This is a genomic window from Novosphingobium sp. 9U, assembly GCF_902506425.1.
Classification (GTDB): domain Bacteria; phylum Pseudomonadota; class Alphaproteobacteria; order Sphingomonadales; family Sphingomonadaceae; genus Novosphingobium.
This window is the reverse complement of record NZ_LR732497.1, coordinates 1-21,232: the sequence shown is the minus strand read 5'-3', so window position 1 is coordinate 21,232 and position 21,232 is coordinate 1. Positions and strand designations below refer to the sequence as shown.

The 21,232-nt window shown below is 62.1% G+C and carries 14 protein-coding genes; 7 read left to right on the top strand and 7 right to left on the bottom strand.

What is annotated here, in order from left to right:
- Positions 1-20: 20 nt before the first annotated feature.
- Positions 21-1,700 (top strand): hypothetical protein, encoded by a 1,680-nt coding sequence (locus tag GV044_RS15930; RefSeq protein ID WP_159872681.1) that lies wholly within the window; start codon positions 21-23, stop codon positions 1,698-1,700.
- A gap of 538 nt (positions 1,701-2,238) precedes the next feature.
- On the opposite strand, the gene GV044_RS15925 is transcribed toward GV044_RS15930, so the two are convergent.
- The 3 genes from GV044_RS15925 to GV044_RS15915 all read right to left on the bottom strand — a co-directional run bounded on the left by GV044_RS15925 (position 2,239) and on the right by GV044_RS15915 (position 9,322).
- The gene (locus tag GV044_RS15925; RefSeq protein WP_159872679.1) at positions 2,239-4,785 is read right to left on the bottom strand and encodes a CHAT domain-containing protein; all 2,547 of its coding nucleotides are present in this window, start codon (positions 4,783-4,785) and stop codon (positions 2,239-2,241) included.
- A gap of 631 nt (positions 4,786-5,416) precedes the next feature.
- Positions 5,417-7,699 (bottom strand): hypothetical protein, encoded by a 2,283-nt coding sequence (locus GV044_RS15920; protein ID WP_236555029.1) that lies wholly within the window; start codon positions 7,697-7,699, stop codon positions 5,417-5,419.
- Between the two features lie 15 nt (positions 7,700-7,714).
- Complete coding sequence (locus tag GV044_RS15915) at positions 7,715-9,322, bottom strand: hypothetical protein (RefSeq protein ID WP_159872675.1); 1,608 nt, start codon at positions 9,320-9,322, stop codon at positions 7,715-7,717.
- A gap of 803 nt (positions 9,323-10,125) precedes the next feature.
- Here GV044_RS15915 and GV044_RS15910 point away from each other — a divergent pair.
- The 4 genes from GV044_RS15910 to GV044_RS15895 all read left to right on the top strand — a co-directional run bounded on the left by GV044_RS15910 (position 10,126) and on the right by GV044_RS15895 (position 14,036).
- Positions 10,126-11,712 (top strand): hypothetical protein, encoded by a 1,587-nt coding sequence (locus tag GV044_RS15910; protein ID WP_159872673.1) that lies wholly within the window; start codon positions 10,126-10,128, stop codon positions 11,710-11,712.
- Positions 11,669-11,971 (top strand): hypothetical protein, encoded by a 303-nt coding sequence (locus GV044_RS15905; RefSeq protein WP_159872671.1) that lies wholly within the window; start codon positions 11,669-11,671, stop codon positions 11,969-11,971. Before GV044_RS15910 ends, GV044_RS15905 begins: the two co-directional genes overlap by 44 nt.
- Positions 11,972-12,479: 508 nt before the next feature.
- A complete protein-coding gene (locus tag GV044_RS15900) occupies positions 12,480-13,478 on the top strand; it encodes a hypothetical protein (protein WP_236555028.1) in 999 nt (332 codons plus the stop codon).
- 9 nt (positions 13,479-13,487) lie between these two features.
- On the top strand, positions 13,488-14,036 hold the full coding sequence (locus GV044_RS15895; protein WP_201299133.1) for a GNAT family N-acetyltransferase: 549 nt from the start codon (positions 13,488-13,490) through the stop codon (positions 14,034-14,036).
- On the opposite strand, the gene GV044_RS15890 is transcribed toward GV044_RS15895, so the two are convergent.
- From GV044_RS15890 to GV044_RS15880, 3 genes are read right to left on the bottom strand one after another with little or no spacing between them, the layout of a single operon-like run.
- Positions 14,008-14,580 carry an AAA family ATPase gene (locus GV044_RS15890; RefSeq protein ID WP_159872667.1) on the bottom strand — a complete coding sequence of 191 codons (573 nt, stop codon included), beginning with the start codon at positions 14,578-14,580 and terminating at the stop codon, positions 14,008-14,010. The two genes, GV044_RS15895 and GV044_RS15890, sit on opposite strands and share 29 nt — an antisense overlap.
- A gap of 3 nt (positions 14,581-14,583) precedes the next feature.
- The gene (locus tag GV044_RS15885) at positions 14,584-14,985 is read right to left on the bottom strand and encodes a hypothetical protein (protein ID WP_159872665.1); all 402 of its coding nucleotides are present in this window, start codon (positions 14,983-14,985) and stop codon (positions 14,584-14,586) included.
- Positions 14,963-16,012 (bottom strand): GNAT family N-acetyltransferase, encoded by a 1,050-nt coding sequence (locus GV044_RS15880; RefSeq protein ID WP_159872663.1) that lies wholly within the window; start codon positions 16,010-16,012, stop codon positions 14,963-14,965. Before GV044_RS15880 ends, GV044_RS15885 begins: the two co-directional genes overlap by 23 nt.
- Positions 16,013-16,302: 290 nt before the next feature.
- On the opposite strand from GV044_RS15880, the gene GV044_RS15875 reads away from it, so the two are divergent.
- Positions 16,303-18,816 (top strand): hypothetical protein, encoded by a 2,514-nt coding sequence (locus GV044_RS15875; protein WP_159872661.1) that lies wholly within the window; start codon positions 16,303-16,305, stop codon positions 18,814-18,816.
- Positions 18,788-20,155 carry a hypothetical protein gene (locus GV044_RS15870; protein WP_159872659.1) on the top strand — a complete coding sequence of 456 codons (1,368 nt, stop codon included), beginning with the start codon at positions 18,788-18,790 and terminating at the stop codon, positions 20,153-20,155. Before GV044_RS15875 ends, GV044_RS15870 begins: the two co-directional genes overlap by 29 nt.
- A gap of 403 nt (positions 20,156-20,558) precedes the next feature.
- On the opposite strand, the gene GV044_RS22590 is transcribed toward GV044_RS15870, so the two are convergent.
- Positions 20,559-20,681 (bottom strand): hypothetical protein, encoded by a 123-nt coding sequence (locus GV044_RS22590; RefSeq protein WP_256377289.1) that lies wholly within the window; start codon positions 20,679-20,681, stop codon positions 20,559-20,561.
- Positions 20,682-21,232 lie beyond the last annotated feature (551 nt).

Below are 21,232 nucleotides of genomic sequence, written 5' to 3'. Positions count from 1 at the left end.
AAGCGGAGGGATGAGCGAATATGAAATACCTTCCTAGGATATTGGCGCTGGCTGCGCTGACCCTTCTGCCCTCTTGCCATACGGAGCCAGCGGACGGCGACACCGCACTCCCAGAGGCGCGCACCATCGACGCGGGGGCGCTTGCCGCGCCAATTCTAACAGACGCGGGCGAGGTGACGACGAATGAGCCCGGCAAGGGGCAAGTTCCGATCTACGTCCTTCCCGAAGGCCATAACTCGCTCCAGCAACAGCGCGAGCAGGCGCTGATCCTCGTGCGACTACAGCGTAGGCTCGGTATCTCGACGATCGTGCTGGAAGGCGCGACGGAGATTGAAGCACAGCCGAAACGGATGGACGTTGACGCGGCCTATGGGATGTTCACCGAGGGCGATATCAGCAGCGCTGAGTTCCTGGCGGCCGGCTTTGGCGTGCCCCTCACCGCCGGGGAAACTAAGGAGGGATACACGGTCAACGCTCCCAAGGGATCGCTGTGCGACACCGTGGCGCAGATTGCTTCTCTCGACGCTCTTCTCGATGCCGGAGAGGATGTTGAGAAGGTCAAAGCGCTTCGGACCCACCGGGAGAATGTCCGACGCAAGCTTGACGCTTTGGCAACGAGAAACGCGGGCTTCCTGCGCGGCCTAGACAAGCCGGGGGCGATCGATTGTCCAGGCGTCACCGACAAGGGGCGCGTGCTCACAACCGCGAAGAACGCCATTCTGGCGGAACTCGTCCCGCCGACCAGCCGCTTCAGCCCGTTGTTCACCCGCAGCTGCCCGGCGGCGCAAGGCCGGAATGGCATTCCGCAGATCGAGGGCGAGCTCGACGATATCGGCACTTTGACCTCGCTCACCGACGAGGTACCAGAGGGCCTGATAGATCCGCAAAAGAAATACCTCGAAGAATACCGAGCCTTCCTGCAATCGCGCGCCGATGCGACTCGTACAATGGTAGAGCGCGCAGTAACCGCCACGGAGAACGCCTCTGCGCCGATTGTCATGATCGTCGGCGCGGCGCACGAGGGGGGAACTGTGAAGGCCCTCCGCGACGCGGGCGTACCCTTCGCGGTGATTACGACCATGAGTTTGAAAGCGAGTGGTGACGGCAATTTACCGATCGGGGAGTCGCTGAATCCGGGGGAGTACGGCCGCAAGATAAAAGCGGAACCCGCTCGCAACAGCGCGGTCAATCGGGTCCTTTACGCCGAAGGCACGATTGCGAAACCGATTTGCTCTACAAGGCTCAAGAAGCCGCCGCTTTCAATTAATCAGCCGTGGGCGCGGCGGAAGGCCGACGTTTACGACCTATCGCGCCGTTTCGCCGACGCAGCGCTCTCGGGCGGTGGATCCACGCCACCTCCGCCTCCACCGCCGGGATGGGGGAACGACTCGGCTTCGATTGATCCTTCGGGCGCGCAATTCAACCGAGGTGCCGATGGTCGTCTGCTTGGGGTAGCCTTTCCGCTGACAATCATGGCGGCGGGAGCCGAGCCCAAAAAGACGGTCTGGATGTATGTTGAGAAGCGCGACGCCTCTACCGACAGAGACATCGATATCGAAGCGCGACTCAAGGAAGATGTGATGGAGGGCCGTAAGCTCGGGGAACAGGCGAAGATAGCGTTCCTCTCTAGGAACCTTAAGGCGAGAACCTATGAGACGTACGATGAGCTCGAGAGTATGGAGAAGCTCTCACAGCAATAAAGCTTTAGGATTGCTATATTAGCGGGACGCTTCAGTCTCGGTCATTTCGAGCGTGTGGCTAGGTTTTGCTGCTGACTGCAAGCAGCCTTCGTGGATGCTATCTGCTGTTGGTAAACCAATAGCAGGTACTGCGATCGGCAATGCTACTGCTAAACGGCAGGAAGTAGGCGCATTGCCGGCCCGCCGCTCCCCGTAGCCCGACCGGCAGCTTTCCGCGTGAGCCGACGTAGGGAGTGCAGGTTCGGAACGGCTCATTTTGGTCGCGAGCTGCCGTCCATGCTCTTCTTCGGCCGACCCAATCCCGGTCGTTCAGGCCGCCCTCCCCTCTTCCCAACTTTAGACATTCGTTCATCGTGCCTGTTCAACCGACCGCGACGCCAGGATCTGGGACTTTGCAGCCTCCCCGCTTTGGAACATCCCAACAAAACAGCGGGCATACCTCGCGGTTTGGGCCCACTCGCCCGGTGCATGACCGGGCAGATCTGAACGTCCTGCGGGTGAAAATCCGCAGTGAGGCCCGGCTTGTTGCTTCGACTGGTTAGAGTAAGCTGTGGATTGCCATGGCGCCGCTCAGATAGGGATGGTTGAAGGCGCCGTGCTGCGGCGCGTTTGAAAGCCGGCCGGTCGCCGTCGCCCGGTCGGCCGGCTCGGCAATAGCCGACAGGGCGGCGATCGCCTCGTCCCGCGTTGCCAGGTGAAGCCGCACCATCGCTGACGAAACAGCGCCGGACGGCGGCAGACCGGCGCCAAGTGCTTCGCCGGCATACCTCGAGAACAGATACTGCGCCGTGTCGCTCGTCCGCCACGCGCTGGCACAGGCGATGGCGCGGCCGTTGAGCAGCGACCATGCCGGAAAACTCACCGCGTCGGCCGTGCGGAACCGCTGCTGATAATTCCGGGCCGATCCCGCACCGGAATAACAGGCATTGAGCAGCACGAGCCGCAGCGCGAGGCGGTCGCCATGTGCCTGCAGACGGCTGATCGAGACCGGATGCGGTGCCTCGCCGCCGATCGAGGCAAAATATGGATCGGTGTAGCTGCTGACTGGCGTCCCGTGTGTCGAAACGAATAGCACCTGCGCATCCCCGACCAGTTCCGGGAGCTCTTCAGTAGCGCCGGTGTCGATGATAACCGGTGACGGAAGGCCTGCAGCCTCCGCAAATGCAGCGGCTTCGTAACGGGGCAGCAGCAGTTCGCCGTCGCGGTCGATGATAGCTGCGACTCCTCCGTCGATCTGCGGAGACTCAGCCGAGAGCACCACCGCCGCGACAAGCCGGACCTCGAACAGGCCCTGCCGCATGCGCTCCAGGAGGCTGGGATGCCGCATGGCGAGCGCGGTCATCGGAGGGGAGGGTCCGAAATCCTGCAGAAAGCGGATCGAGCGCACACCGCCTCTGTCAAGGCCATCCAAGACCGGCTCGAGCAGTGGGAACACCGCGTCCAGCCAGCCACCGAGCGCCGCAGCAAATTCCTGTCGCCCGATCTCGCCTTGCGAGAACCGCAGCAAGGCCGCATGCCAGTTGGACCGCGTGACTTCGGGCAGGGCGGTTCGCCGATACCGGTCGCCATGGAACGACCACAGCAGCGGCTCGCCGGCATGAGTGACTGCCATGATGCAGTGGCCGTCGGCTAGCCGCCTGCGAACCGCGTCGATCATCGCGGCCTGGCCAGCCTGATCAAGCGCCGGACCGGACCGGTTATCGAGTGTCGCGACCATCTGCGAGAGCCTGTCCCACTGATAGCCAACCGGGTTCCGCGGTCCCCACACATCATCATACTTCTCGAGAAAGCCGAACAGGTGCGGCACGCCCTCGCCGCGCAGACCCTCGAGTGCCCGTTCTAGCGCGGCCGCCTCATCTGCCTGCACCAGGGCCGCCGTCTTCCGGCTCCACTCGAGCAGCGCCATCCAGTCCCCGAGCGCATTGCCCCGGCAGGCAAGAAGCGCCTCGAGCGCCTCGTCGACCGGCCCCTCGTCCGGCATGGCCGCCATCAGATTGTCGAACCGCGGAAGGTAGCGCTCGCGCAGGCCACGCCGATGGTGAAAGCGGAGCACATGGCACAGCGTTTGGTCGAACGCGCGAGCAGCGGCGGCAAGCGCGATGGCAACTGCACCGGCGTCGCCGCTCTCCGCGCAGATCCGCGCGGCGACAAGTTCCAACTCGAGTAGGGCCTCGGGATCAGAGGTTCCGCTGTGTGCGGTCCTCGCTTCGTTGATCATCAACCGTGCCTGCGCGACCTTGCCCGCCTGTCGCATACAGGCGGCAAGATTAACCATCAAGACCGGGCGGATGTCACTGTTTGTCGCCGACACCTCCAGCGCGCGCCGCAAATATGTTTCCGCATTCACAGTGTCCCCGGCCCGCATGAACGCAGTGCCAAGATTGCCGAGCAGAACCATCGGCGGTTCGGCGTCGAGTTCAGCAAGGACTTCGAGCGCCTTTTTTCCCGCATTGACCGCAAAATCCGGATCGCCTTCCTCACAGGAAACTGCAACCGCGGTCTGAAGCGCGCGCGCCAGCAGAGGCAGCGACCCAATTTCGTGCGCTTGGTTCTCGACATCCGCGATAGCGCGATAGGCGGCCTGCGAAGCGCCGTGCCGGGAGTAGAGCAGCGCACTCCGCAACTTCAGATCGCCGAGCTCATCCTGCAGATCATAATATTCGAGCAGGCTGGCGGCAGCGCTGAACACTACTGGACGGTGGTCGATGCTCGACGCGACAGAATCCGCATGTTCAACCGCGGCGTGCACGATCTCGAGTACGGTCTCCTGCGTATCATCGGAATCGTCGGCGCGGGCGAGCGTAGCAAGCGCGTCGAATGCCTCACGGACATCCCCCGCCATATACCGGGCACGGGCCGTCAGTTCGAGGAACAGCAGCCGCTCCCACTCCAGGTCGCGCTGCTGCATCAAGTCAGCGACGGCCGTCGCTACCTCAGCCACATGCCGAGCATTCTGGTCACACGTCGCAATGAGTTCATTGTAGAGGTCTACGGCGTCATCGAACTCGGGCGTCCTTTCCAGGCGATGTCGCAGCCGGCTCTCGAATGCTTTGGGTGAAAGGGCCAACCAGTCCTGCCAGGCCAATGCTGGTTGCTCCTTTTTTCAACCTACAAGCGCAAACACATAGCAAGTACGAGTGCGGGGAGCGACCACCCTTTGAGCGCCGTCAAATGGTCAAAAGCTGTCCGGCAGATCCGCGGCTGCCCACGACCCACTTGTGGACATTCAGGCCCTGCTCGCCGCTACCAGTTTCCGGTCATTCCGCGCGCCCTCTTCGCTCACCATCTTCTGCCCTTTGTTGATAAGGGCTTGACCGCCGCGTTGCGAGCGACGTGACGAGCGCGTGAAGAGGCCGAAACTTGGGAGATGCTCGCGTTGCTAGGACATACGCGAACGGGCGGGTTTCTGGCCAGCAGCGCACGCACGACAACCTGTCGACAAGGCAGTCTCTCGCCAGACCACCCGCCCGCTTATCTCAAACGGAGATTCGGCGCGGTGCATGTCTAACTAAGCGGGGCCACACGTGGAAGCGGTTAAGAAGTTCGCCGCAACTTCTTTGGTTGCCGAGCGGAGATGATAGGCTGACTAACGCCCGCTCGACGCTATGGTAGGTAATTGCGCTATGGTGAAGCAGTTGCTTTCGAGCGGAGGGCGGCCCTGTTCTGCGTCTAGCGTTCACGCGGTACCAGGTTCTGTCGGCAACCCTGTCTCACCATCAAGGCCCCGGAACGCCGGCGATTGGCAATGGGTAGCCGACTGCTGCAGCTTCGCGGGTGCGCGCCGGGCAGCGACTACTGCGCGGCGCGGCGCGACCGGCGACCGCGGCCGCGAGCTGGTCCGCGACGGCCCGCTGGCACGCGACCAGCCGCCCGCCCATGCGCGGGAGATCCCCAGGTCTGGCTGGCCGGAGGAGCGCATCCATGTGCCTGCGCGAGGCGAGCGACAGCGACCAGCTCATCGCCGCGCCGGCCCCGAGTCGAGGCAGGTTGAACGTCACGCGGGAAACGGCCGGTCCAAGGCCATTCGCGTTAACGCCCGACAATCGCTTCGCGGCAAGCACGCCCCGCGAGGTGCGGGTCTGGTACAAGCCTCCTACGATGCTCGTCACCTCGGACAACATCGGCGCTCCCGTGGTGGGAGGCTGCTGTACGTCCAGGCGTTGCAGCAGCACGTCTCGCGGGTCGGCGTCATGGGCGTAGCGCTGGAAGTCGGCTGGTAGCGGGCCGGCGTCGTCCGGCAGTCCGTTATCCACCTCGAGCAGGATAATTCTTCGCCCCGGCCGCGCCACCCGCAGAAAGCGTGCGAGATCGAGCATCGTCTCCAAGCCGCCGTTCTCGAAATAGCCGCCGTCGACGATGCGCCCGCGAGGCCCGGAGGCACCGACGAGCGTTCCTGCTGGGCTCACCACTGGAAACCGCGCCCCATTCGAGATGGCCGTGGACGCGCGCACGCGCCGCCCGACGAGCTCGAAGAAATCATGGGCATCCTCGAACACGCGCGCGTCCACGCGAACCGGGGCGGTGATCACTCGCTTACCGTCCTCAACCAGCGTGCCGTTCACTAGCACCAGGGGCACCCAGCCTCTCCGCCCCAAGAGTGAGTCGCGCCATATCGCGCCATAATCGCCAGCCATCAGGTTCGAGTTGGCCCTGGGCGCGCAGGGAGACCCGGCGACTTCCGGCTCACGAGCTGCGCGGCGCCAACCCAACTCCCAGCCCTCCTCCAGCGCGGTTGCGCGGTCGGGAAACCAGGGGAGAGGCCAGAAGCGCTGAAGCAGGTCCGGGTACAGCAGCCCGCCGACCGCAGGCGCCAGGTAGTCACCTCCAAGGAAGGCACGGTCGAACTCGCGGGCCGCGCCCGCGTCGTAGCAGCGGCCAGGTCCCGCCGCGCCAGCATCCGCGATACGCGCCGCGTAGCCCATCGCACCGAGCGCGCCACCCGAGACGGAGCTGATCGCGAAGACGCGACTCCCGAACAGCCCGTTCGTCCGCTCGTCAAGCGAGCGGAGAACCGCGCCGGTCCAGTAGCCGGCGCGCGATGCTCCGCCGGCCGCGGCGACCAGGATCAGCGGAGCGCTCGGATCGGGGTTGGCGCGCTCCCAAGCAGCTAGGGCGGCCCGCATGTCCGGACGCTCGCCCGCGTCGTCGCTTCGTCCGAGTAGTCGCACGTCGTGATTGTCGTTCGTACAGCTGAATAAGGCGAAGGTGACGAGCAGCACGGGCGCGACCGGCATCTTCACGCGTCCGAAGACCCAGGCGAGCGCGCTCAGGACCGCGATCAGGATTCCGATCGCGCCAAACGCCAGCGCGGCGGAGCCGAGCAGCATTGCAGCCGTCGTTCGGAGGCCAGGCACGCAAAGCACTGTGACCATCACCACGCCCAAGCCCAGGGAGACCAGAAAGAATGCATCGTCTCCGCGCGTCAGCGACGGTGCTCGCCCGCCGCGCCTTTGGCGTGCGTTGAGCAGCCACGAGGGTCGGTTGTACCAACGCATCGCGCCCGAGAAAATGTCCCCGCGGTAGACAAATAGCGTTGCAAGCGCGACCGTCGCCGCGATGAAGATGGACAGGCCGATCCAGACGTCGCGCGCGCCGGATGCCCCCGGTGACAAAGCGACGCGCGCGAGCGCCAGCACCGCGGTCACGAGGGGGAAGAGCCCGAGCGTCCTCAGCACGATACGCAGCCACTGCGGCGTCGGAGCGGTTGTCGTCAGCCGGTACAGGATGCGCGGCCAGTACCAGGCATTGAGGCCGCTCCACATGCAGGCGAGCACGAACGCCGCCCATTGGAACAGCACTAGGCGCCAGCCCTGCCCCTCAAGGCCGTCCACGTGAATGTGGCGGTTCGCGTTCTCTACTAGCGAGCGGACGACATCGAGCCCCTGTTCGAGCGTGAGCGCCGCGCAGCCAAGCGCGATCAGGCCCGCCGAGATCCGAGCGGCGCGGAGGGTGCGCAGAATGGAGCGCACGCTCTGCAGCGAGGGCCAGATCGCCAACATGCCCATCTCTTCGCGCTAGCCGACCAACCCCGACGCCTTCATGCTGTCGCAGTCTGGCGGTGCCCAGTTGCGGCCCGCCGCGGCGACCACCTCCTCGACGAACGGCTGTAGGTCGGTGCCCGTCCAGGCTGACTCAAACGCGGCCGAGTCAGTCAGTTGCGTCGCCGTGACCCCGCCTCCGGCTAACGGTGTGAAGAGCGACGCCATGCGCGCGAGCACGGCTTCGCGCTCGCCGGCAGGGAACACCGGGACCTCTGCTCCCGCGCCACCTCCCTCGTCCTCAGCCGCGCTCCTGTACAGCCGGGCGAAGCGCAGCGCTGACGATCTCAGGCCGAGCCGCGCCACGTCGCGCCGACGCTCCAGGTCTCTCAGCTCGTTCGGGGTCGCGGCCGGGCAGCCGGCGGGGGGGAGCACGAGGCGCGCGTAGTCGTGGCCCGCGCCCTCAACGGCCGTCCATGCCACGGAAAGGTCCGCCGCCCAAGCGCGGCTGCGGATCGCGATTGTCTTCCGCTCCAATGCCGCCGTCACCTCAGCCAGCGACTGGTCGCGCCGGCCGGCGGCGGACGCAATATTCTCGCCCAGCTCGGCAAAGCTTTGGTGGGCGTAGGAGGATGGAAGCGTACCGGGCGCGTGCTTGACGATGTTGATGGTGAAGTAGGTGTCCTCGGTAAACGGCCTGCCCACGACGCCGTCCGCTTCGCCCTCGCCCGGCCTACCCGTCCCTGGCACCGTGCGGACCAGCTTGCCCGTGTTGAGGTCGAGCTGTAGGTTGCGCCAGTTCTGATCGTCGCGTCGCTCGTCCGAGCGACGCAACACGTAGCGGCCGGCCTCGAACGGCGCCGAGACTGTGCCCAAACGCCCATCGGACGGATCAAGGACGAAGCGATATTCAAAGATGGTGTCGTCATTGTCCTGGGTTAGAAGGCTTGTGCCGAGCTCTAGGAGGACGGATCCTGCCTGCCCGCCTGGCACCAGGTTCGACGCCTGCCCCAGCCCGGCGAGCCTCTTAAGGAGCGACTGCATCTGCGAGCTCATTCGGTCGAGCTCGAGTACGATGAGTTGGATGCCTATCGGGTTGCCGCCGTATCGCGTTGGTGCCTGGATCGGGATGTTGCTAAAATTGAGGTCCTGCCCCTCCTCTACGTCGGGGCCGTAGTAGATCACCTTGGTCTGAGCTAGGTCGGTCATATCGCTGAAGCGCACCACCGTTGGAACGGTGGCGTTCCCGCCGCCGTCACCCGCCTCCTCGGCCGAGCCGCCTGTCGACGAGAACTCGAAACTGCTCGCGAGCACGACGATCTCGCCAACGGCTCGGCGCACCGACTTTCCCGACGCCAGCCGTCGGACCGAGATGCCGGGTTCGGTCAGGAAGGCGACGAGCCCATGCTCAAGTCGGATCGAGTAGACGTCGCCCGCTCTGATGGCCTGCTGCCCGCCCACGTTCTGGCGCACCAGCGCCGAGCCGAGCAGCGGGACGCACGGCGTCTCGCGTGAAGTGGCCGAAACTACCCCTGAGAAGCCCTGCTCGCGGGCGCACTCCGTCCGGTAATCGAGGAGCCGCCGCGCGACGGCCGGCGCCTCTAGCGGTTCCGCGCGGCGATAGTCGATCTCGCCGGTGTCCATAATGGCGCACCCGCCGAGAGAGACAACTATCAGCGCTAGTGTGGCTCTAGCCATAGCATGCCCCCGCAAAAATGTTACACGGAACTCAATCGATGAATCGAACAGCAAGCTATGTTCGCGTATCGAAGTGGTTTGTCAACGTGCTATTGAAGATGCGGGCTTAATGGTACCCGCAGGAGCTGCATCGATCGATCTTTGACCTTTAGATGATCCAGCATAACCAGCCGCAGCTGTCGCGTACTGCTCTGCGAATACTCCTCGTGCATCGGTGAAGTCTTCAAAGCGCTGGCACCTGCGACTCTGGTTCGAGCCATTCAGTGGCCCAGTGACGCTCCTCAACTTCAGCCATCCCCCCGGGTGAGATGATCGGTTATCGAGCGCCTGCTCACATCCGGGCGGAAGTCTGGATTGGGACAGAGCCGCCATTCCGAGTGGTCTGTGGCAACGGCGTCTTCTGCCGGACGCGGTCCTCGCAACCTGGATCGATCATCGGCGTGGAACGCGCAACGCCCGTGGAGGTACTGTCAAACTGACCAGGATCTGGTTCGTTCACCGCCAGAATGGCGCAAAGCGAGGGTCCAGTCGCCGGTTTAGGTAGAAACATACGGAGCCATTCCGCAGAACGCACGCGCAATTGCAACGGCGAAAACGAAGCCTAACCTAATCGGAATATGGCTGCCCCGTTGCTTTGACAATGCCATCGTCCGCGTTCGCACTGGGATCGCTTGTCCAGATTCAATCAAGCATTGATCGACGACAGCATCTGAGTCTGCAGGTATGCTACCGACGGGGAGACCAAGGGTATGAAAGCGGTTGACGAGGTACTCGCGTTCATCCGCCGCCACGCGCCGGCGCTGGTGGCGCACCTGCTGTTCTTAGTGTGGCTCGGCTTCTTCGTGATCGACCCCCGCGCGGTCGCGGATGGCGGCGCTTCGCTGCCCCTCCTCTGGTTCCAGATCGAGACGCCTCTCCAGTCCATGGGGCTATCACTGGAGCGTTGGTACGTCGCTGCGGGCCTACTCGTGGCTTACTTCACGCTGTTCGAGTGGGTGCAGGGGGTGGTTACGACCGTGCCCCTGCTGCGCGTGGTGCACGGCTGGCGCTACCCGGCGGACCTGATGGCTGCGGCTTGCCAGACCCTGCGCCTGCCGCCAGAGTATTGGCGGGTGATGGAGGCGATAGACAGCTGCACTCGGCGCGCCGAGGACCGCGTGCGCCAATCGGGTCAACGGCACCCCTATCAGTGGCTGATCGATCGGAGCGCGGTGCTCTTCCGCTACTATGGTGCCGTCCTGATCGCGTTGGCGGGATCGATCGCTTGGGCGCTGCTCGGCGCAACCCGCGCTCGCTCGCCGGAACGCGTCTGGCTCACGATTGCGCTACTGGTAGCGATCGCGGTTGGGCTGCGGCTGGCAATCAGGCTGAAGCACGCGGAGCGACGCGCGCGGATCGCAGGGTGGGCGCTCTCCGAACAGCGGCGCGACCAGGGCGAACTGGCACACGACCCACTCTCCGAGGTGCGGCTCTCGGCAATGCTGACCCGCGCGGCTATTGAGGAGGCGTTCGCGCGTCATCCTGCGTCCTGGCTGATGCGGTGGACCCAGCGCCTGCCGGATAAGCAGCGGCGCAAGGTGCGCGACCTGTTCACGATGCCCGACACGTCAATCGGCGAGCAGAGGTGGCGGCTGCTGTCCTCGCAGCTGATGCGGCACCCGGATGAGGTCCTGATCCCACCAGCGGCCCTGAAGGTCGACGCCTTCACCGGCCGCTTCGCCGCGCTGCTGGAGTGCACGGGTTCGGGCCTGAGCGTGCTTGTGCCAGGGGGCCTCGGCCTCGCACCCGCAGCGCAGGAGGGCGGTCAAACCTACTCATTCGCGCGGCGCTGTCATGGCCGTGACGATGTTGCCATCGAGCTCTCGCTATGGAGCGGCTTTGAGGAGCCGTACGCAAAGCCGACGTTGCGAGCCCTCGTACCTGGCGGGATAGGCTTCCTTGTGGCATTGGGCACGCGCCCGATCGAGCAACTTGCTCAGCACAATTTCCCCGACAATCCAATTTTGGCGCGATCGTTAGCCCGTGACCTCACTGCCGAACAATGGACAGCGATCGAGAAGGCCGAGACGGTGTTCGTTGACGACGTGGCGCTGGCACGCGAGCTGCCGGTGACGCCCGGCGGCAGCTACCTGCTTGCCGCCCGTACAAGGCAAGGCGCTGACGTGGAACTCGTCTTCCAGTGCTTTCGGGTGGCGGGGACCAACAAGCTGCTCGTGGCCTGGCGCATCCTGGAGGTGTCGCGGCAAGCGACATCACAGACCATTCCGCCGTGGTGGCGACCGGCGGCCTGGCGTGGCCTACGGCGATCGGCTGTGCGCACTGAAAAGCGCTCCTAAGGCGCTGCTTTGCCAAGCCACCGCGCTGCTACTGCAGCTATGCCCGGCAGGCAACATCGCCAACCGGCTGCAACAGGTTAACGACGGCACGGCCGCCCTGCACGCGGGCGAACCGACAAGCTCGCCGAACGAACTATTGGAGCTGAGCATGGCGCACGGTTGGACCGCCGGAACAGCGGGCGCGGCAATCCGCCGCGATCAGGAGCTGGCGCTGCCGACCCGCCGTTTGGCGAGGCCCGACCGGCAGCTTTCGACGTGAGCCGACATACGGAGCGCAGGATCGGAACGGCGTATTCATGGTCGTAAGCGGTCGTACCTTCAAGCGCCGCACAACAAACCCGTTTGCTCGACACAGAAGCAAAAACTCAAGCTGGAGCCGTGGTCGGTTAGTATCCTCGCCAAGATCTTCGTCGTATTCGATCCCCGGTCCGGCATACGGAAGCTCAGAAACTTCCTGCGCGTCGCCCCAGAGCAGATTGGTAAATTTATTCTGTCTCACGCAGCAGAACATACTCCGAGCCCCATGCCGAAGGCACAGCAGATTGGAGTCGCAAAGGCTCACACTTGCCGCTAGATCGCAAGATCCGGGGGAAACAATGTCTTCGAATAAGAGTATCGCCGTCTGGTGCGTCCCGGTCGCTGGAAAGACGGGCATAGCGTTCGAAGTCCACTTCAACTACTGGCGTATGCCTGAAGCGCCACGAAAGCGCCTTAGGTTGAGGAAAGCCCGGGCGGACCAAGGCACAGACTTTGCCGAGATCGGCATTATGGTCGAGGACGTTGGCCTCGTCGAGAAACTCAGCATCTACGTGCCGACGATTGTCCGTACCTCAGCGATTCAAGACTGCGCCCCCCACTTCACGAATCATGAAGTGGTACAGGGCATCTTCAACGAAGTGCTGACCGCAAATTCTTCGCGCCCGGGACCACTTGTACTCAAGAAGTCTAACGGCCGCATTTTCTGCCGAATGCACCTTTTCGCAAAAAATCTCGCCGGCGAGGCAATCAGTGCGAACGAGCTTTCGGTCCACCCCTTCAGTGAGGGGACGATCTGCACCATTCAGCCATCCGCTTTGCGCGCATGCGAAGCGCGAAGCGGAGCCTCACGTGCTTATTTCCGGCTGCGGATCGCGATGCCAGCCAATAACGACGGCAATCCCTTTGTAGAGGACGTCCCAGTCTACGACCGGTTCCTGCTCAGCGGCTACGACCAAATCGAATATCTCGATTTCCGTTTGAATGAAGCGCGAACGCTCCCAACCGCGGTAGAGCAGCGGATGGCGAGCGACCAGCCGCCCGGTGCCGCTCGGATGTCCCTCGTGGCCTTCCTCACTGCCGTGCCGGTTAGCGCGGAACTCTCGGTCGCTAATACTGAGTTCCACAAGATGCGGCTTCTCGAGTACCCGATCTGGTCGGCATATGCTCCCGGCCTACCCACGGGGATGGTCGTTTACCATTGGAAGCGGTCGGCCAGACCCCGCAAACCGATCGTCGACTTTTCGGCCTTTGTAAAGCTCCAGACCCGGCGAAGCGGCCGCAAGACGCTCGTCCAGTATCTCGGTTTCGCCTTTTTGTTCGGCATCGCTGGCAACCTTGCGGCGGGATGGTTGCAACCCCAACTAGGCCCTATGATTGCCGCAGTTTGGACGGGCCTCTCCAGTGTCGCAGCCCATATCGGTGCCCTCGCAAAATCGCTGGTGACACTCGGGCTCTCGGTCTGGCGAAAATTGCTATGTCTGCTATCTCTTATGTCGGTCGTGCGTTAGGATCATATCGTGAACCAATTCTCGTCTTGGATCTCGGCGCGTTGCGCATCTCTAGGTCTCGCCCCCTTGGCTGACCGAGAGGCTGAAGCCTTGGCTTTCTTGTTACCGCTGTCGGAAGACTATCCCGGCATTGAAGATTGGTATATGAGCAAGGTTGTTCCCGGCCTCCATACGGGTACGCGCTATCTGCTGCGGATTGAGCGTGACGGCCGACTTGTTGGGCTCGGCATCGCCAAAAATGAGGAGGACGAGCGAAAAATTTGCACCGTCCGCGTTGCGCACGAATATGCCAACCGCGGCATGGGCCTGCGCATTTTCGACAGCCTTCTTAAATGGGTCAATGACGACAAGCCCCACCTCACGGTTAGCGATTCTAAGCTACCGCTGTTTGAACGCATCTTCGACTATTACGGCTTCCATCTCAGCTCCTGCTGCCAGGGCCGGTACGTACCGGCAGCGTGCGAGCTCGGATATAATGAAGGCGTCGTTGATGCCACGGCGAGTCTCGTCTTACCATCTCGGCCAAGCGTCACGACGCATGCTCGCGTCGCCGCCTGACGAGTTCGTCGATCAGCGGATCCAGCCGAAAATCTCCTTCAACCTTGCCTCGAGCAAAAGGAATACCTAGCGCGGTAGCATAGCTGCGCACCGCGGCACTTTCTAAGCGCGATTCGCGATCGAGCGAATATGCCGAACGAGTAGGTCGCAACCGATCTGAGCCGGCACGGCGCGCGGCCAGCATCGTGGCCGACAGTTCAAGCAAAACGATGCCGTCGGCATAGAGCGAAGCTACGGCATCGACCGGTACAGTAACGAGGTCGCGATCGTTGTCGATCACAGCGTGAGCGTCGATTAGGACGGGCGAGGCCTCCCGGCCGGCACGCGCGCGCTTGAGCGCCACTCCCAGGAGTCGTTGGTTTCTAAGGATCGCGTCCTCGCTGCTTGTCCGCAGTGCTTCTGCGCTCTCTCCGGTCGCATCGCTTAGCAGCGCGCTGGCGCGTAGGTAGAGCCATTCGGGATGGCGCGCGACATAGTCGGTGCAGGAGGACGTCTTACCGACCCCCGAAACGCCGAATACCAAAATGCAGAGTCCACGCGCCATACGCTAGAACAGCGCGAGCTGGCTGGCGGGTGACGGGACGTAGCGATAGGATTGTGGCGGGGTGAAATTGTCGATGAGCGCAGCTGGTTCGATTGGCGTCTCGAAGATCGTAAGCGCACCAATCCTAAGTGCAAACGCCGTGTTACGGCCCTCGAAGTAGGCGTCAAAATAATCCTTGCTAATGCCTGAGGCAGCATGGGTGCGCGCCCAGAGCCGGTCAGGCTCGTCCTCAAGAATCTCGGCGATCTCGAATTCGGCGACCAGTCGACCCACCGGCATAGTGCTGTAGATCAAGACCGAGCGCACATCGCGGCGCGTAAACATACGTCGCCGGAACTCGAACCGTTTGGTCCCGCTCAGGATATTGGCGACGTGGACCGGCCTAATCGATAACAAGACGCGCATTAACTTCTCCAAGCTCGAGCAGCCTGTCGAAAGCCGCGCGTCCCAGTTCGACGAGGTCGGGGCGCTGGCGCGGCGTGAGGATACCCTCGTCGAGCAGTGTCTGCCTGATGACCCTTCGAGCGAATGCGGCATTATAGGTGAGCTTGGCAACAGCGAGGCGGTCGGACGTGAGATACTTGTCCCTAAGTTCCTCCTCGTCGAAAACGCTACGCGGCTTGGTGTAGGCCAAGTACGGATCGACTCCTCCGAAATCACGCTTCTGGCGGACCTCTTCGACAACGCAAACCGAGGTCACCACCGAGCGGTATCGAGCCTGCCCATCGCGATCGCTCGTGCGATAGAAGATAACCGGATCGCCAGGGCTCATACGCTGGAGCGCAAGTCCCGAGATGTAGACCTTGTGGATCGTGTTGGTGTGTGAGACATCTTCGACGATTTCCCGAGGCTCATTGTTGAGGATCGAATCCGGCAGCAGTCGCGTGTGGTATTCTGGATAGATTGCAAGCAGCCAGTAGCGACGGCCAGCGGCACGTATGAACGGATAGCGCATCAATGGATCGTTGTCGTATTCGGTGAGCGAGCGGACATAGACCTGCTCGACGCCGTTGTCGGTAGTCTTAGTTCCGGCGTGGACGAAGCCGTAGCGCTCGAATAGTGCAATGAGGCCGCGATGGACTTCGAATACCGTAACGTAGATTCCCTCGGCTCCCTCGGAGAGTGCTGTGTCGAGGATCTTCTTGATCGCCCGCTCGCCGAGCTTTGTGCGTGCCGGTTCGATCTTCAGAGTGCCAACCTTCAGCCAAACACGCGCCGGCAGCGGCGGAACGACGTCGGTGACGGGGCCGTCCTCGCGCTTCAGGTAGATCATACCACTGATCTTGCGGCCATCGGCTATGACATAGAGTGGCTCGTCCGCCTTCCTCGCAAACCATTGGGGAAATTCGTCGTAGCCCTCCTTGAGGCTGTCGAAGAACGGATCGTCGAGTGGCACGTCGCGGAAGCGGGTTAGCTTAAGTTGGCGCGCCATGGTATCCCCGTCCCCATTCTATTCAGCCTTGCCGTGTCGGCTTAGCACGCCGTCGCGACGCCACGCCACTGTGTGCCCTTGAAGTGTCCACTGGTGGGTCAAAACAAAAAATCAGTCGTGAAACGGCCATCTGCAACCGTCGTTTTTGGTGAGTACCGGATTTGCGCACCGGGCGTTACGATCCACAGATCATCGGAACCTTGGGAAAACGGCTAGAAACCATTGCCTTTGCGCGTCGTTCCGGTCATGTTCCTCGGCCTACTTGTCGTCGACCAGCGCAAGAGGCGTAGATGTCCACGCAGACGCAGCAGTCATCGGTTCGAATTCTCTCTTCGATCCTCCGCTCCGACAATGAGGCGCGGCCCGTCCTCCTACTCGGCGCAGGCGCCTCTTTCTCGTCAGGTGTCCCTATGGCGGCGCCGAGCGTCATGCGCCTCGCCAAGCGTGTTTATGCCGAACGCGAGCTTGGCGGCAACGTCCTGCCCGAGCAAGTCAAGCTCGCCGAGTGGCAATCCTGGCTGCAGTCGCACGCTTGGTTCATCAAGGGCGAAGAGCGACTTGCTGAGAATTTTCCCCTTGTCGTCGAGCACCTGCTGAATCCGCGAGAATATCGGACTAGGTTGCTTCTCGATCTGCTACAGCCGTCCAATGGGATCGGTCAGGGCTATAAGCGGCTGGCCGAGTTCGTGATGCGCGGGCTCATCCGAACGGTCATGACCGTCAATTTCGACACCTGTCTTCCGACAGCGCTCAACAACCTACGGCCCCACATTCGCCACGTGGCGGAGGTCAATCGCGGCCCCGGCGACCTGCGCGAGTTCGGTCTATTCAACCGTGCCCAAATCGTCTGGCTACACGGCCGTGCCGAGCAATATACCGATCGAAACGAGCAGGGTGAGGTCGAGAAACTCGATCCGAGGCTCGTGAAGCAACTCGCGCCATTGATCGAATCCTCTCCGCTGATTGTCATGGGGTACCGGGGCGCAGAGCCGTCGGTTATGGAGCACCTGCTTGGCCGGACGGCAAAGGGCGCACAGCGATTTAAGAATGGGATCTACTGGTGCATTCGTGACGGCGAGACGCCACACCCGAACGTGGCCGCGCTGCAACGCGCTGTCGGGCGGAATTTTCAGCTGCTCGAGATTGATGGCTTTGACGAGGTCATGGCCGATCTGACGATCGAGCTGGAGGGCGAAGACGCTTATCCGTCGAGCCGATCTCCCGAGGCCTCATCGGTTTCGGTGGCGTTCGACGATCAACCTGCGACAGACGCCACCTTCGATGATCTCGACCATCCTGTGATGCTGGCGACAATGAGAGAATACTGCGCGAAGCTCGGCCGCGCGCCTGTCACCAGTGAAACGTTGAGATCGCTGCTGATCGAACAGGGCCTAATCGTGGGCCACAATGGCGTCGAAACTCCGACGTCCGGCTGCGTTCTGCTGTTCGGCAAAGATCCACAGCGGTTCTTTCGTCACGCGATTGTAGGCGCGACGATCGGAGGAAAAAAGCGTCAGATATTCTCTGGCAATCTTATCGACCAACGCCGCCAACTGATCGAATGGTTCGAAGCAAGTGACATCAACCCGACTCTGCGCGTCAAAGGGCGCAATCGCCACCAGGATATGCCCGCCTACTCGCACCGGGCGCTCGTCGAGCTCGTGGTGAACCTGCTGGTTCATCGCGATTACGAGGTCGCGAAACCTGCTGGCATCGATGTCCGTCCCGGATCGACAATCACTTTCCAGAACCCCGGGGGCCTTATCGAACCACTCGGCAGGCGCCTTAACCTGCAATCCGATGGTAGATTTTCGCCGGAGCCTAATGCTACCGCGCTGCGTAATCGGGCTTTATGCGACATCTTCCTCACCCAAGAACTCGGAGGCGAAGCGATCTTCTCTCTCGCTGACGGCGGCCGTAGCTTCAGGGTAACTCTTGCACAGGCGAGCGCGTCAGCGGGCACGACCACTATCGCGCGCGACGATCGTCCTGTCGGTACCTACGTGATCAATGTGCTGCCCTTTGCAGCTTTGCCGGACCGGGTTTCCATCATTCGCCTTTTGGCCCCGCTTCGAACGCGATCTCGCGACGTCGCTATCGGGGAAGCGGGCACCTTCATTCATCGCGGCGAGACCGAGCTTTGGAGCTTTGTGCCATTACCGATCATCACGGCCGCTCTCGGGCCCCTGGTCGCAGACGTCGATACACGCGCTGTGTCTCGCGTAGAACTCGAAGCCGATGCCGACCAACGCCGCGTGATGTCCTGGTTGATTCGCAAGCATTTTGAGCGGCATTTACGGAGTCTGGAGGCGCAGGGCCTGATCTTGGAGGACGGTAAGCGGCGTCGGGCTTATTTCGAAGGACGGGATGGTAGTCCACGTCGGCTCGTCTACGATACGCCGCGACGCCGCGGCGTCGCTCGTGAAGTAGTCAAGCAACGCGCCGACGGGAGTAGAGCTTGGTTCGAAAACGAGGGCTTCAGTTACGAAATTACGCAGGTTGCGGGCGAATGGGCGGTGCGGATCAAGCCGTTCTACATGTTCACCGGGCGAGACGCACGGAAGCCCCTTCCGGCTTTCACCCGCACAGCACGCGCCACGCGGCGAATGAAGCTCGACCGGAACAAGAATGTCGACGATGATCTCGCGTTCTGGGCCCGATTCCTCGCATCCGGCCGCACAACAATCGACATTGGCGATGAGCATGTCGATGACTTGCTGCTCGAAGGCAGCTTCCTCACCGTGGATATTCCCGAGACAGGACTTTTGGCCGGCGATGAAGATCAAGATCGAATGTCTGCCTGAACCGAAGCTTTCTTTTGGCGAGGGTGTGGTGGGGCTTGAACCGAGGCGATCCCTGCCGTCTGGAGGGCCGGTCGACGCTGGGCGCATACGACAGGTCAACGTCGGTCTCGTCGGTCCCGTGGAAGATGTGCGAGCGGTGCGCCGTTGGCTCTCGCGCCTGTCTGGCTTCTTGCCTGCAAGGGAAGGTAACGCCCGTCGCTATCCAGATTGGCCCGGCAGCGAAGGGGCCCTGGGTGTGAATTTTGTGATTGAAGAACGGTTTGTACGTCCTTTGGATCAAGACAAGCTAGATCTCATTCGCGCAAGGGCAGCGAACGCGGAGGCGTTCGAAGATCTGCTCGACCTGTTCGAAAGCCGCATCCAAGGCATGTTCGGCGACAGCAGGCCCGATTGCGTTGTCATTTGCCTACCTGATGAAATCGGTGACCTGCGAGTTGAAAATCCGGGCCTATCGACAGCGGAGCGTCGCGCATTGGAGCAATTGCGTCGCGAGGAAGAGAGCGATCAGTTCGCGCTGTTCCAACCGACGCCGGAAGAGCTCGCTGCGGCGGAAGAGCTTCGCACGCAAGCGGACGACTTGCTATTCCGAACGTTCTATCGCGCCCTCAAGGCTCGGATCATGGCTCATACCAATCCCGTCCCACTGCAAGTCATTCGACGTGATACCGTCGAGCGCCCTGACGACAAGGGCCAGAGCAATGCTACGCGCGCCTGGAACCTGGCGGTGTCTCTCTACTACAAGGCCGGCGGCCTTCCCTGGCGCCCTGCCGACCTTCCCGAAAACGTCTGTTTCGTGGGTATCTCATTCCACCATTTAAAGCGCCGCGCCGGAAGTCTCGTCTACGCCAGCGTCGCACAGGCTTTTTCAACCGATGTTGAGCCCTTCGCGCTCAAGGGCGCAACGATCGAACACGAACAGCGGCGTGATCGTCAGCCCTATTTAACCACAGACCAAAGCGACGCTTTGCTGCGCGACGTGCTTGAGAAGTACGAGGCTCAGTCCGGTGTGCCGCCGAGCCGTATCGTCATTCACAAGACGACGACCTATCAACCGGAGGAAGAAGAAGGATTTCGGCGCGCCGCTAGCGGCAAGGTGCCTGCATGCGACTTGGTCTGGATCCGCGCCACGCCGTTTCGGCTCGTTCGCAAGGGGTTTCAGGAGCCTTGGCGGGGAACGATTTGCTCGGTAGGCGACCAGACTTATCTGTTTACGAGCGGCTACGTTCCCTGGTGGAACGAGTATCCGGGACCGCACATTCCTGCACCCATCGAAATCGGAAGTGCCGGACCATCCGATCTGCCCAGCGCGCAATTGAAATCCTCGCGCTATCCAAGATGAATTGGAATACTAGCGAGGGAATTTCGCGTTATCCTATCACGCTATCTTTCGCCAAGAAGGTGGGGCAGTTGATGACCGAACTGTCCGAAAATCAGCCGCCTAACCCCTCCTACCGCTTTTATATGTAGCATCTACCCGACCCAAAAGCGGCACCCCTCTTCCGAACTGCTCTTCCTGTTGTGCATAAAAACGCCATGCAGTTGTCGATAACTCGGGTTTGGAAACTGTCTGAGGCTCACCGTACCATTCGCGGCATAGTTCCATAGTTGTCGTCCGGAACCATTTCATCGACGTGTCAGATAACCGGAGAGCGGGTGCGCAAGCATAAACGAACAGCGGCTTTCAGCTAGTGATTTTGAGCCACTGGAGGTCTGCAATGTCGGCGGCTGCAGCCGTCAAACGCTCAACCGGCTTCCAGGATGGGGTGCTCAAGTCGCAAGTCGTCGAGCAGCCGTTCGATGGCGGCACGCTGCACATCAGTGCCGCTTGCTGTGACGTCCCAGTTGCAATGGGCATGCGTCCTCATGTCACGCACGATCACCTTGCCAACCGCACGCTGCCATGTCTGCGAGGTGCCGCCTCTCTCCCGGACGAGGCGAGCGATGAGCAGGTCTTTAGGTCAGCGGCACTCATCCCCCTCGCTTAGCCGCACTTTGTCATCTGGTAAGCAGACCTCCGCGCTTCGTGAACGGAACGGCAGTTCCTCTGACAGGCTATGGTGACAAGCGTCGGCACTGCAGTCGAGTCACGAGGGCGACGCCGCCAAATCAACGAGGGGCCACTTACGCCCACCGGGCTTCCAAAGTGGTCAGTCCGTAGTCCTCCACCGGCAGGCGTTAAAGCACCCTGCCCCGTCGCCGGAAGGAACGGGCGTTTCCGCCCTCACCGCTCCATAGCGACCGTTCCGCTTTCCACCGCCGGAAGGCCGTCTGAGCCCCCTGCCCTCGCCGCATGAACATGGTGTAATCGCTGGGAGCGGTCCACCACTGCGCGATCGGTGCTGATGCAGGTGGTTGTTCCCCGGTATGATGAAGAACGGGCTCTCGATTGGTGACCGGGCCCAGCATCAGCGGAGAA